We start from the raw sequence: 13,070 nt of genomic DNA, 5'->3' as shown, positions 1-13,070 counted from the left end.
GCCGACGGACCACCCAATGGAAGATCAGCGGTTCCTCGAGTCGGAGTGGGACTACTGTCTGGTGCTCGACGCGTGCCGGTACGACGTGTTCGCGGACGTGTACGACGAGTACCTCGACGGGACGCTCGAGAAGCGCCGGAGTATCGGCTCGTCGACGCCGGAGTGGGCCTACCGCACGTTCACCGGCGACCACGACATCGCGTACTTCTCCGGAAACCCCTTCATCAACGACCTGGGGATCCCGCTGAACGAGCTGAAGTGGGGCGCCAGCTGCGACTACGAGTGGACCGCCTCCGACCACATCAGCGACATTCACGACGTCTGGAAGACCCAGTGGGACGACGACCTCGGCACCGTCCCGCCGGAGGGGATCGCGGCGGCGTACCGCAACAACCGCGACGCGATCGAGCGCGCAGACCGCACCGTCCTCCACTACATGCAACCGCACGCCCCCTACCTCTCGCGGGGCAAGGGGCAGAAGCTCAAGCAGATCCAGAAGGGGATCAAACGGCAGGAGGAAGAGGAGGCGGAGGGAGACAGCGACGACGACGGCGGGCTGCTCTCCTCGCTCAGCGACTCGGTCCGGCCGAAGATCGAGAGCCGACTGGACGACAGCGAGTTCGCCCAGAAGGCCGGCCTGTGGCTCGAACTCGACCCGAAGGACCTCGTGACGGACGGCACGCGCGTGACCGCGCTGTCGATGTACGAGGAGAACCTCCGGATCGCCTTAGAGAGCGTCTCGGAACTCGTCGAGGAGCTCGACGGCGACGTGGTCGTCACCGCCGACCACGGCGAGGCGTTCGGCGAGGAGGGCGTCTGGGAACACCACATCGAGACGCACATCCCCGCGCTGATGGAGGTCCCGTGGCTCGAAGTCGAGTAGCCGACCCGACCCCGCCGGCCGACGCGACCGCCGCGCGACCGGCTCCCGGTACCCACCGATGAAAGTCAGCCACTACTTCGAGTTCGAAGACCAGGTCACCGGCGGCATCGCCGCCTCAGTCGACCACCAGCGGAAGATGTTCGACCGGGTCGGCATCGAGTACACGACGGAGCCGACGCTCGACGCCGACGTGCTCCACCTCAACGTGATGGGACCGCGCTCGGTCTGGCACGCGCGCCGCGCGCGGAAGGCGGGCGTTCCGGTCGTCGCGCACACCCACGTCACCGCCGAGGACTTCGGCGACAGCTTCCGCTTCACCAACGCGCTCGCGCGGCCGCTCAAGCCGTACCTCCGGCGCGCGTACGGGCTCGCCGACCGCCTGATCTGCCCCTCCGAGTACAACCGCGACCTCATCGAAGGGTACGCGGACGTGCCCACGACCGTCGTCTCGAACGGCGTCGACCGCGAGAAGCTGGCGGGGTTCGAGTCGCTGGAGACCGAGTACCGCGAGCGCTACGACCTGGACCCGCCGACGGTGTTCCTCGTCGGGCACGTGATCAAGCGGAAGGGGCTGGAGACGTTCGTGGAGACGGCCCACCGGACCCCCGACGTCGACTTCGTCTGGTTCGGCCCGATCGACCGGTCGCTGAAGGGGCGCGAGACGACGAGACTCATCGACGAGGCGCCCGCGAACTGTACGTTCACCGGCTTCGTCGACGACATCCGCGGCGCGTACGCCGCGGGCGACGTCTTCTGTTTCCCGACCCACGAGGAGAACGAGGGGATCGCGCTCTTGGAGGCGATGGCGGCCGGAAAGCCGGTCGTCGTCCGCGACATCGAGACGTTCTCGTGGCTGGCGGACGGCGAGGACTGCCTGAAGGTGGGTGACGAGCGAAGCGGGGAAGAGGCCGCGGAGAGGGACGACGACGACCGCGCTCGCGGCGACAACGTGACGGGGTTCGTCGACGCGATAGACGAACTTCGCGACGCCGACCGGCGGGCGGAACTCGGCGCGAACGCCGCCGAACGCAGCGAGGCGTTCTCGCTCGACGCGATCGCCGACCGGTACCGGTCGCTGTACGCGGATCTGGTTTAGCACCCTCCGAGACGCTGGGTATCGCCGGTTCGCGGAAACTTGCGAAAACCGCAGTTGGTATGTCCGCCGACCGACTCCGTAGAGCCAAATGACTCGAGTGAGCGTTATCGGCTGCGGGAACATGGGGGGCGCCCTGCTCAGGGGGCTCGCCCGCGCGGAGGGGTACCACCTCACGGCGATCGACCTCGACTCCGAGGCGCTCGCCGCGATCGAAGACGCCGTCGACGAGACGACCGACGACGTGGCGGCGGCGCGCGACGCCGACATCGTCGTCCTCGCGGTGAAGCCGGACGTGGCGCCCGCGGTGCTCGACGAACTCGACCTCCGCGCGGACCAGCAGCTCGTGACGCTGGCCGCGGGGCTGCCCCGCGAGTTCGTCGCCGAGCGCACCGACGCGCCGGTCGTCCGGATCATGCCAAACCTCGCGGCGGAGACCGGAGATATGGCCGCGGCCGCGACCAACGAGGGACTCACCGACGAGGTCCGGGCCATGCTCGACGCGGTCGGCGAGTTCGTCGAGGTCGACGAGTCGCTGATGCACGTCTCGACGGCCGTCAACGGCAGCGGTCCCGCGTTCGCCTTCTACCTCATCGACGCGATGAAACAGGGCGGGGTCGAGGGCGGACTCGACCCCGAGCAGGCGGAGACGCTGGCCGCGCAGACGTTCAAGGGCGCTGCCGAGACCGTACTGCGCGACGAGCGCAGCGTCGACGAGCTGATCGACGCGGTCTGTTCGCCGAACGGAACGACCATCGAGGGGATGGAGGTGCTGTGGGACAGCGACGCGGACGCGGCGGTCGGGGACGCCGTCGCGGCGGCCGAGCGCCGGTCCCGAGAGCTCGCCGCGGAGTTCGACGATGCCTGAGGACGCGGGCGTCGAGCGGGTCGGCGCGGCCGACGCCGAGCGCGTCGCGGCCGCTCGCGAGCGGGCGGCCGCCGCCGACCGCGTGATCGTCAAGGCCGGAACGAACTCGTTGACGGACGAGGACTCCCGGCTCGACCGCGTGAAGCTCGACAAGCTCGTCGCCGACGTGATGGACCTCCGCGAGCGCGGCACGGAGGTCGTGCTGGTCTCGTCGGGGGCGGTCGGCGCCGGGACGGGCCGGCTCGACGTGGGACCGGAGTCGCGCGAGGGCGTCGACTCCATCGCGGAGAGCCAGGCGCTCTCGACGGTGGGGCAGGGGCTGCTGATGCGCCACTACACCCAGAGCTTCGAGCGGTTCGACCAGGACGTCGCGCAGATTCTCGTGACGGGGACCGACCTCGACGCGCCCGAGCGGTTCGACAACTTCACCAACACCGTCGAGACGCTGCTGTCGTGGGGGGTCGTCCCGGTCGTCAACGAGAACGACGCGGTGGCGACCGACGAGCTGCGGATCGGCGACAACGACATGCTGTCGGCGTCGGTCGCGCTCGGACTCGACGCCGACCTCCTCGTGACGCTCACGGACGTCGACGGCGTCTACACCGGGAACCCGAAGCGCGACCCGGACGCGGCGCTGATCGAGGCGGTCGACGACGGCTACGAGCGGCTCCGCGAGATCGTCGGCGGCGGCACAGAGACCGACTTCGGCGGGATCCGCACGAAGGTGGAGGGCGCCCACGACGTGAGCCGCCACGGGATCCCGGCGATCATCGCCGGCTCGGCCGAGCGCGACGTGTTAGCGCGGATCGCAGCGGGTAAGCCGACGGGCACGCTATTCGTCCCCAAGACGGGTGACGACGATGAGTGAGAGCCACACCGAACCGGACACCGACCTGGAAGCGGACACGGACGAACTGGCCCGCCGGGCGGAGCGCGCCGCCCTGCGGCTCGCGAACGCCGACGAAGCGACCCGCGACGAGGCGCTCCGGTCTATCGCCGACGTGATCCGCGAGCGCGAGTCGGAGATCCTCGAGGCGAACGCGGCCGACGTCGAGGAGGCGGAGGCGATGCTCGCGGACGGCGAGTACACGCAGGCCCTGGTCGACCGGCTGAAGCTCGACGCGACGAAGGTCGAGGATATCGCGTCGATGGTCGAGTCGGTCGCCGCACAGGACGACCCGCTCGGCGAGACGCTGGCGGCGCGCGAGCTCGACGAGGACTTAGAGCTGTACCGCGTCGCGGTGCCGATCGGCGTCGTCGCGACCGTGTTCGAGTCGCGGCCGGACGCCCTCGTCCAGATCGCGGCGCTCGCGCTGAAGTCCGGCAACGCCGTCGTCCTCAAGGGCGGCAGCGAGGCGAGCGAGTCGAACCGGATCCTCCACGAGGCGATAATCGACGCGACCGCGGACCTCCCCGACGGCTGGGCCGCGCTCATCGAGGCGCACGAGGCGGTCGACCGACTGCTCGAACTGGACGACAGCGTGGACCTCGTGATGCCGCGCGGCTCCTCGGAGTTCGTCTCCTACATCCAGGAGAACACGCAGATCCCGGTGTTGGGCCACACCGAGGGGATCTGTCACGTCTACGTCGACGCGGACGCCGACCTGTCGATGGCGGAAGACGTGGCCTTCGACGCGAAGGTCCAGTACCCGGCGGTGTGCAACGCCGTCGAGACGCTGCTCGTCCACGAGTCCGTCGCCGACGCGTTCCTTCCCGGCCTCGGCGCGCGCTACGAGGACGCCGGCGTCGAACTCCGCGGCGACGAGCGGACCCGCGAGGTCGTCGACGTCGCGCCCGCGACCGACGACGACTGGGACACCGAGTACGGCGACCTCGAACTGTCGATCAGGGTAGTCGACGACGCGTACGACGCGATCGAGCACGTCAACGAACACGGCTCGAAACACACCGAGTCGATCCTCACCGAGGACCCCGAGACGGCCGAGGCGTTCATGACCGGCGTCGACGCCGCGAGCGTCTTCCACAACGCCTCGACGCGGTTCGCGGACGGCTACCGCTACGGGCTGGGGGCGGAGGTCGGCATCTCCACCGGGAAGATCCACGCCCGCGGCCCGGTCGGGCTGGAGGGGCTGACGACGTACAAGTACTACCTCGAAGGCGACGGCCACCTCGTCGCGAGCTACAGCGGCGAGGACGCCCTCCCGTTCACCCACCGCGAGCTCGACGGCGTCGAGTGGACGCCCGGTCGGCTCTTGACCGAGTAGCGTCGCGGTCCGCGCGGTCCGAGTTTTCGCTCAGACTCATCGTTTCCGTAGACGCAGTCTCGGTTCGATTTTCGCGAGTTCGGGGTTCGGCTCGGACCGAGCGCGGCGGACGGATTTTAGTATAGCGAAATACAGTTTATTTGTGGCGGTAGAGACAGAAAAAATTCGTCGGTGAGTGACCGACGTAATTCGTCGCGTTCCGGCGAACTCCGGAATAATTACCCCGGCCGCTCCCGCAGCGACGCCCATGGTCGACTCCGACTGGGGCGACTGGCTGCCGCGCGCGGTCGCGGACGCCGACCCCGACACGGTGGCGCTGTGGTACCTGGGCTGTAACGGCTTCGCGGTCAAGGGGAGCGAGGGGACCGTCCTCTGGATCGACCCGTACGTCGGCACGGGCGACCCGCCGCGGACGATCCGGATGATCCCGATCCCGTTCGATCCCGCGGACGTCGACGTCGCGGACGCGGTGTTGGCCACCCACGAACACACGGACCACGTCCACGGTCCCTCGCAGGCGCCAATTCTCGAGAACACGGACGCCGACCTCGTCGCGCCCGACGACTCGCTCGCGGTCGCGCGCGACGAGGAGCGGTGGACCGACGAGTACGCGGTGAGCGAGGCCGCGTTCACGGAGGTGCGGGAGGGCGACGAGCTGCGGATCGGCGAGTTCACCGTCCACGTCGTCGAGACGCGCGACGCGGACGCCACCCACCCCGTCGGCTTCGTGATCGAACACGAGGCTGGCACGGTGTTCCACGCCGGCGACAGCAAGCCCTCCCCGTCGTTCACGGGCCTCGCAGAACGGTTCGACATCGACCTCGGTATCCTCGCGTTCGGCTCCGAGGGGACGATTCCCGACAAAGAGACGGGCGAATCGGTCCGGACGAAGTGGTACAGCGACGAAAACGAGATCGCGACGGCCGCCGCCGACCTCGGGCTCGACCGGCTGGTCCCGACCCACTGGGACATGTGGAAGGGGCTGACCGCCGACCCGACCGCGCTCCACGACCACGTGCGGAGCTACGAGTCGCCGAATCGGTTGGAGGTAGTCGAGATCGGCGACCGGATAGACCTGTAGACCGGAGCTGAGCGGCCGTTTTCGCCGCGTTTCGGTTATCAACCACGAAACCCGGCCCGTGGAATTTAAGCCCCTGCTCCGGGACCGTAGTGTATGAGCGAACGGACGGCGGAGGCGGCCACGACCGTCGACGAGGACGGCATCCGCGTCGAGAAGTCCTTCACGGACGACGCGTTCCCCGTGCCCGCGGTGATGTACACTCTCTCCTCGCACCGCGAGGACCCCGTACGGGTGCGTATCGTCGACCGGATCCCGGAGTCGTTCCCGATGGACCGAGTGGGCTTCCACCCGGAGTACGAAAGCGAGAACTGGACGGCGTACAAGGACCACCGCGTAGAGTTCGAACGGGTGATAGACCCCGACGAGACCGTCGAAACGGTGTTCGGGATCCGCGACGACGACCCCGACCTCGACGGGTTCCTCGGCACGCCGGTGATCGAACACGTGCCCGTCGGCGAGGAGATCGAGGACGTCCTCGGCACCGGTGACACGGACGCGGTCAGGGAAGTTCTCTCGGGCGACCGCGCGACGCTCCCCGGCATGGCGGAAGACGACGAGCTGCTGCCCGAAGACCCGGCCGAAGAGCCAGTAGAGGCGTCTCGAGGTGAGGACACGGACGTCGAATCCATCGAGACATCCGAAGCCGACGCGGAGCCGGAAGCCGACGCAGAACCGGAGGTCGACGCTCCGGAACCTCGCGCGGTCGCCGACGACGGCACGGCCGCCGTAACCCCGCACGAGGGAGCGTCGCTCGGTGCCGCGGCCGAACCGGAGACCGAATCCGAACCGGCAGACGACGAGTCCCGGGAGCCGCCCGAAATCGACGACGGAGACGCGGAGGTGTCGGTCGAAGCGGACCCGGAGAGCACCGCCGACGAAGGAGCGGACGACGAGGAGAGCGACGAGCGCGCGGGTCTCCCCGGCGAAGGCGGTCTCGCGGCCGCGCTGGCGGCCGAGATCCGTACGGGCGCGGCCGACGAGGAGGACATCGCGACCATCGAGGAGGCGTTCGACGCGAGCGTGCCGCGAAGCGTCGACGTGCGGATCGCCCGCCTCCAGTCGAGCGTGGCCGACATCGAGGCGTACGCCGACGCGCTCGCGGAGTTCATCGACGGCGAGGGGACCGCCCGGGAGATCCTCGACGGGATCGACGACCGGGTCGACGCCGTCGAGTCCGATGTCTCCGCGCTCGACGACCGCTTCGACGACGCTGCCGACGAGCGCGAGGCGATCGAGTCGGACGTCGCCCGCGTCGACTCCGCGGTCGCCTCCGCCTCGGACGCGGTCGGCGCGGTCGAGGAGCGAGTCGACGACGTCGAGGAGGGCGTCGAGGCAGTCGAAAGCGACGTTCACAGCGTCGAGGAGGACGTTCGGGACGTGGAAGGTGACGTGCGCGCGGTCGAAGACGAGGTCGCGTCCGTCGACGAAACGGTCGAATCGGTCCGAGACGCCGTCTCGACCGTCGAGACCGACGTCGACGACCTCAGCGCAGATGTAGACCGGGTCGAAGGCGAGACCGAGTCGGTTGCGGAGACGGTCGACGACCTGGGCGACGATGTCGAGACGCTGTACGAGGAGGTCGACAGAGCGGCAGAGCGCGCCGAGAACGCCGAGGAGCGCGCCGACGATGCCGAGGGACGTGCCGACGACGCGGCGGAGCGTGTAGACGATGTCGAGTCCGATCTCGACCGCTTCGACGAGGAGTTCGACGACCTGTGGGACGACCTCGCGGAGGTCGACACGCGGCTCACCGACATCGAGGACCGCCTCGGCGAGGACCTCGACGACGTGGCCGCCGAGCTGGACGACATCAACGACCACCTCGACGAACTCGACGAGTTCCGTAGTCGCCTCAACGAGGCGTTTGGTCCGTAAAGCGGCGTTAACGACGATAATCGACAGATCAAAATTTTCGTCCGCCGCTCCCGTTCGACCAGTCGAAAAACGCAACCCGTTTTACGCGAGCGGCCGCAGATACGTCAATGACAGATCCGGTTCCGGTCGCCGTCCCCCGCAAGGGACGCCCGCTCGAAGCGGTCTTAGAGCGGATTGCGGCCGTTTCGGACGACGACCGCCTCGACCGGCTCGCGGACAGCGTCAGTAACACGCTCCGGTACGAGAAGGCCGTCACCAAGGGCTCGGTCGACGCCGACGGGGGACCGTACGAACGGCTGGCCGAGTACTCCGACCCCGCGACGCCGGCGGAGCCGGAGTTCACGCTGCTGCGAGACGACCGGAACGGGAAGCCGCGCCGAATCGTGTTCGACGCCGCCACGGTCGATCTGGGCGACGTGACGGTCAAACTCGTCGGTCGCGAGGAGCCGTTCCGGGCGCTGCGAACCCACGAGTTCGCGCTCGGGTTCGACTCCGCGGACCTCGTCTTGGAGGAAGTGGTCGGGATTAGGGGGACGGGTCTCGGAAATATCTCCGACATCAACGACCGCATCGACCCGGTCGACACCGACGTTCGAGTCGTGACCGGACTCGGCGACACGGTGTATCACACCCTTATGGGGCGCAAAGAGGGGAGATCGCCGGGCGCAACGTTCGACCGCGCGTATCTCGCCGAGTACGAGGGACCGCTGTGTATCTCGCCGCGGTACGAACGACTCGTCACCGCGGTGTTGGGAACCGACGCGCTCGACGGCGTCGAGTTCGTGTATCCCGACGCGGACGAGGAGGAGGAGGCCGCCATCGCCCGGGTCGGTCTCGGCGTGTACCTCACCGTCACCGGCTCTACCGCGCGCGAACACGGGCTTTCCGTCGGTGAACACCTCTTCCCCAGCGAGACGGTCCTCATGCGTAACGCGGCCGAGACGGACGAATCGGTGTCCCGCGTTCTCCGAGCGCTCGAACGCGAGGTCGCCGACTCGGAGATTCGCGTCTGACCTCGCAGACGATATAGCAGTATGGGATATACGCGTTCGCGCTGAGATGGGGTCGGGTCTCGATACGCTCGCCGAGTCCGTATGTCCGGATCCGGAGACGGTGTAGTTTCGATCCCTCCGAGCTTCGAACCCCAAGCGTGACGCCGAACAGAGTCGTACTCGTCCGAGGACCTCGGCGGGCACGACGGGGCGAGTCGTTCCGAACCCGTGAACCGACTCAACCCGGATCGCTCCGATTCCACCATCTCACTCACACTAATTGTATATCCTAAAATCTGGTTCGAGACTTCCGAGAGTAGGGTACTGGGTATCGGGATATACCAAACATTGCGGTCGAATTAGGGTTCTACGTACGAAGATAAGTGACCTTATCCGGAAATCTGGGATAGATTGAAGTTACGCCATCGAGTATCGTCGTCCGAGAACGATGGCAGGGGATCGACAGTCGGTGAAGACGTACGTGCCGGCGAAGCAGAAAGACGCGTGGCGCGACCACGCCGACGAACTCGACATGTCGTTGAGCGAGTTCGTCAGGACGATGGTTCAGGCCGGACGAAAGGGGTTCGCGCCGACTGACGCGGCGGGTCGCGAGGAACCCGCTTCCGAGGGGTCTGACCCTGGGGGTCACGACCTCGAAAAGCGCGTCCACACGGTTCTCGAATCGGGCCCCTGTTCGTGGGACGATCTCGTTCAGGCGGTCGTCGGCGACGTGGAAGACGAGTTGGAGGCGACGCTCGACGACCTACAGGATCGCAACCGCGTCCGGTACAGCGGCCGGGACGGAGGGTACGTGTTGACCGATGAGTAGCACGCGCACGACCCCCGACCCCGACGACCCAATCGGCTACTTCCTCGAAGACCTCACGTACCACGGGAAGACGGATCGGACCAGAGCGGCGTACGAGCGTGTCCTCCGGCGATTCGAGTCGTTCCTCGACGACGCGAACCCGGGTTCTGCGACCCACCGCGACTGTATGTCGTTCGTCCACTCGCTGCGGGGCGACGTCGCCGACAGCACCGTCGCCACGTACGCGGCGTACCTACACCGGTTTTACGGGTACATGACGGAGGTGGGCGCCTTCGACGGGAATCCGATGACGCTGGTGATGGAGGAGATGGACGAGACCGTCGACAAAGACCCCGCTCGCCGCGACGTCTCGATTCCGTCGATGCGGTCGTTCGTCGCCGAGATCCGACACCCGCTCCACCGCGCGCTCGTGGTGACGCTGCTGAAGACCGGGATGCGGGTCGGCGAACTGTGTAACCTCGATTTACGGGACCTGTCCGTCACCGACTCGGACCTCAATGCGGCGTACTCGCTCGGGGACCGCCCGGCGCTGTCCGGACGGCCGGATTCGATCTTCGTGACCGCCGAGGCGACCGTCGGCGAGGAGCTGAACGGGGAGATTCGAACGGCCGCGAACAAGCGTAAACGCGGGACGGTGATCCCGGTCGACGACGAACTCAGTCGGACGCTGAAGCGCTGGCTCGCGGTTCGGCCGGACTCGCCGTCGCCGGCAGAACCGCTGTTCGTCGGTACCGCGGAGGGGTGGGGCGAACGGCTGGAGCCGCAGGCGGTCAGGCACGTCGTCGAGCGGTACGCCCGCGAGGAGGGATGGTATCGCACGGGCGGCGGCGCCGACGAGAACGTCACGCCCCACTACTTCCGGCACTTCTTCACGACGCACCTCCGGGACCGAACCGGAGACCGCGGCGTGGTGAAGTACCTCCGTGGCGACGTCGCCGACGACGTGATCGACACGTACACCCACAACTGGGGCGACCAAGTGCGGGAGACCTACGAGGCGAACGTCTATCGGCTCCTCTCGTGAGCAGATCCCTCTCGGAACGTCGTTTCCTATCAGTTGGTCGCTGACGACCAGATTGTGTTGCTTAGTGAACAACTCGATCAGCCCAGGAGGAAACACATACATTCTATATCGCTATATCTAATCTCTCCCCGTTGCGATTGCTTCAGGAAACGTCACGGGATCGACTAAGGTGCGATTCCGGGCTTTCGGGTTTCGACACCTTCCGCCGGGTGACACCGCGACGAATTCGTTCGTCGAGCCTCCTCTCCGTTTTCCGACGCACTCCCACATTTAAGAGCCGTAGCGGAGTTGCGTACGGTATGCCCGCTATCGAGTGCCGGAACCTGACCAAGTACTACGGCGACGTCAGAGGGGTCGAAGACGTCTCGTTCACCGTCGGGGACGGCGAGGTCTTCGGGTTCCTCGGACCGAACGGCGCGGGGAAGACCACCGCGATCCGCACGCTGTTGGGGTTCCTCTCGCCGACGAGCGGCGGCGGAACGCTGCTCGGTCACGACGCGACCGATCCGGTCGCTTCGCGTCGCGCCCGCGAGCGGATCGGCTTTCTCCCCGGGGATCCGGGACTCGACCGCGACCGCACCGCGGAGGCGTTCCTCGACCACCAGGCGGCGCTCCGCGGCGAAGCGAGCCGCGAGCAGCTCGTCGACCGGTTCGGACTCGACGAGTCGCGCCGGATCGCCGACCTCTCGCGGGGGAACCGACAGAAGGTTGCCCTCGTGGCGGCGTTCATGCACGACCCGGACCTGTTGCTGCTCGATGAGCCGACCTCCGGACTCGACCCGCTACTTCAAGAGGAGTTCGCGAGCCTCGTACGCGAGCGCGTCGACGACGGGGCGAGCGTGCTCCTCTCGTCGCACGTCCTCGGCGAGGTGGCCGCGCTCTGCGACCGCGTCGGCGTCCTCCGGGAGGGCCGCCTCGTCGCGGTCGAGTCCGTCTCTGACCTCCGGTCGCGGGGCGGGAAACAGGTACGCGTTCGGGTGGCCGAAGATGTCGAACGCGCCGACTTCGAGGTTCGCGGCACCATGAACCTCCGCGTCGGCGAGACAGTCTCGTTCACGTGGACCGGCGGGTACGACGCGCTGATCGATCTCCTCTCGAACTACACCGTCATGGACCTCGACGTCGTCGACGCGCCGCTCGAAGAGGCGTTCATGACGTTCTACGACGGCGACGTGCCGGGACCGACCGGAGACGGGGGAGGCGGCGCGACGCGCGGCGGTGGCGCGTCGAGGGGCGCGGCCGCAGACGCCGGGGGTGACGCCCGATGAGCGACCGCCCGGCGCCGTGGCTCGCTATCGCGCGGTACGACGCGGCCGGGCGCGCCCGCGGCTCGCTCGTGGTGACCGGGCTGCTCTCCGCGTTCCTCCTCCTCTTCTTAGCCTTCTTCCCGTCGCTGTCGACCGCCGGGATAGACCTCGACGCGTACGTCGAGGCGTTCCCGCCGGCGTTTCAGGAGGCGTTCGGGATCATCGCCATCTCCTCCATCGAGGGGTTCCTGGCGGTGGAGTTCTACCAGTTCGCGTGGCTGCTCCTGGTCGGGCTTTACCTCGCGTACCTCGCGGGGGGAACGATCGCCGGCGACGTCGCCTCCGGGCGGATGGACCTCACGCTGTCGGCGCCGGTCGCGCGCCGCGACGTGGTCATCGGGCGGTTCCTCGGGCTGGTTCCGCTCGTCGCCCTGCTGAACCTCGTCCTGCCGGTCGTCGCGTACGTCGGCGTCCTCGCGGTCGGCGAGACGATCGCGGTCGAGCGGCTCGGCGCGGTCCACGCGCTCGCGGTCCCGTACCACCTGACGTGCGTCGCGGTCGGGATCGCCGTGTCGACGCTCGTCTCGCGGCCGGGGATCGCCCAGCGGGTCGCCCTCGGCGCGCTGTTCGCCCTGTTCATGTTCGAGTCCGTCGTCGCGAGCACCGACTACGCGGAGTTCGGGGACCTCAGCCCGACGGCGCACTACGACCCCTCCGCGGTACTCGTGTTGGGCGAGTACGACCTGACGGGCGCGGCGATCCTGCTCGCGGCGGCGGTCGTCCTCGTCGCGCTCGCGGTCGTTCGGTTCCGGCGCGCGGACCTCTCGGGATAGCGCCCTGACTGGCACCATACCGCCTCTCTGGCACCCCTCGCGTCCCCTCCGTCGCGTCCGCTGTGCGGCCGACGCCTGTCCCTTTTTAGGAAGATACTTCCCTGTCCCTGCCGGATCGGG

General features: G+C 67.9%; 12 protein-coding genes. All 12 read left to right on the top strand.

All coding sequences use genetic code 11. The features are described 5' to 3' along the window. Nucleotides 1–16: 16 nt before the first annotated feature. The 12 genes from J2744_RS01170 to J2744_RS01115 all read left to right on the top strand — a co-directional run bounded on the left by J2744_RS01170 (nucleotide 17) and on the right by J2744_RS01115 (nucleotide 12,950). On the top strand, nucleotides 17–883 hold the full coding sequence (locus J2744_RS01170; RefSeq protein WP_209543342.1) for a hypothetical protein: 867 nt from the start codon (nucleotides 17–19) through the stop codon (nucleotides 881–883). Between the two features lie 58 nt (nucleotides 884–941). Next, entirely contained in the window at nucleotides 942–1,979 is a 1,038-nt protein-coding gene (locus J2744_RS01165; protein ID WP_209543340.1) for a glycosyltransferase family 4 protein, read from the top strand. Nucleotides 1,980–2,067: 88 nt separating this feature from the next. Continuing rightward, nucleotides 2,068–2,844: a pyrroline-5-carboxylate reductase gene (gene proC / locus J2744_RS01160; RefSeq protein WP_209543338.1), complete on the top strand. Its 777-nt coding sequence runs from the start codon at nucleotides 2,068–2,070 to the stop codon at nucleotides 2,842–2,844. Further along, complete coding sequence (proB, locus tag J2744_RS01155; RefSeq protein ID WP_209543336.1) at nucleotides 2,837–3,712, top strand: glutamate 5-kinase; 876 nt, start codon at nucleotides 2,837–2,839, stop codon at nucleotides 3,710–3,712. The genes proC and proB overlap by 8 nt, the downstream gene beginning before the upstream one ends. Continuing rightward, a complete protein-coding gene (locus J2744_RS01150; protein WP_209543334.1) occupies nucleotides 3,696–5,069 on the top strand; it encodes a glutamate-5-semialdehyde dehydrogenase in 1,374 nt (457 codons plus the stop codon). The genes proB and J2744_RS01150 overlap by 17 nt, the downstream gene beginning before the upstream one ends. A 247-nt stretch (nucleotides 5,070–5,316) precedes the next feature. Then, entirely contained in the window at nucleotides 5,317–6,150 is an 834-nt protein-coding gene (locus J2744_RS01145; protein WP_209543332.1) for an MBL fold metallo-hydrolase, read from the top strand. A 93-nt stretch (nucleotides 6,151–6,243) separates the two neighbouring features. Further along, nucleotides 6,244–8,025 (top strand): alanine-zipper protein, encoded by a 1,782-nt coding sequence (locus J2744_RS01140; protein WP_209543330.1) that lies wholly within the window; start codon nucleotides 6,244–6,246, stop codon nucleotides 8,023–8,025. Between the two features lie 107 nt (nucleotides 8,026–8,132). Then, nucleotides 8,133–9,038 carry a hypothetical protein gene (locus J2744_RS01135; RefSeq protein WP_209543328.1) on the top strand — a complete coding sequence of 302 codons (906 nt, stop codon included), beginning with the start codon at nucleotides 8,133–8,135 and terminating at the stop codon, nucleotides 9,036–9,038. Between the two features lie 427 nt (nucleotides 9,039–9,465). Then, complete coding sequence (locus J2744_RS01130) at nucleotides 9,466–9,846, top strand: DUF5805 domain-containing protein (RefSeq protein ID WP_209543326.1); 381 nt, start codon at nucleotides 9,466–9,468, stop codon at nucleotides 9,844–9,846. After that, a complete protein-coding gene (locus tag J2744_RS01125; RefSeq protein WP_209543324.1) occupies nucleotides 9,839–10,870 on the top strand; it encodes a tyrosine-type recombinase/integrase in 1,032 nt (343 codons plus the stop codon). The genes J2744_RS01130 and J2744_RS01125 overlap by 8 nt, the downstream gene beginning before the upstream one ends. Nucleotides 10,871–11,169: 299 nt before the next feature. After that, on the top strand, nucleotides 11,170–12,138 hold the full coding sequence (locus J2744_RS01120; protein WP_209543315.1) for an ABC transporter ATP-binding protein: 969 nt from the start codon (nucleotides 11,170–11,172) through the stop codon (nucleotides 12,136–12,138). After that, nucleotides 12,135–12,950: an ABC transporter permease gene (locus J2744_RS01115; protein ID WP_209543314.1), complete on the top strand. Its 816-nt coding sequence runs from the start codon at nucleotides 12,135–12,137 to the stop codon at nucleotides 12,948–12,950. Before J2744_RS01120 ends, J2744_RS01115 begins: the two co-directional genes overlap by 4 nt. The last annotated feature ends 120 nt before the right edge of the window (nucleotides 12,951–13,070 follow it).

The organism is Halorubrum trapanicum (assembly GCF_017873555.1).
GTDB classification, from domain to species: Archaea; Halobacteriota; Halobacteria; order Halobacteriales; family Haloferacaceae; genus Halorubrum; species Halorubrum trapanicum.
The sequence above is the reverse complement of the archived record's forward strand: the minus strand, read 5'-3'. Positions and strand labels throughout refer to the sequence as shown.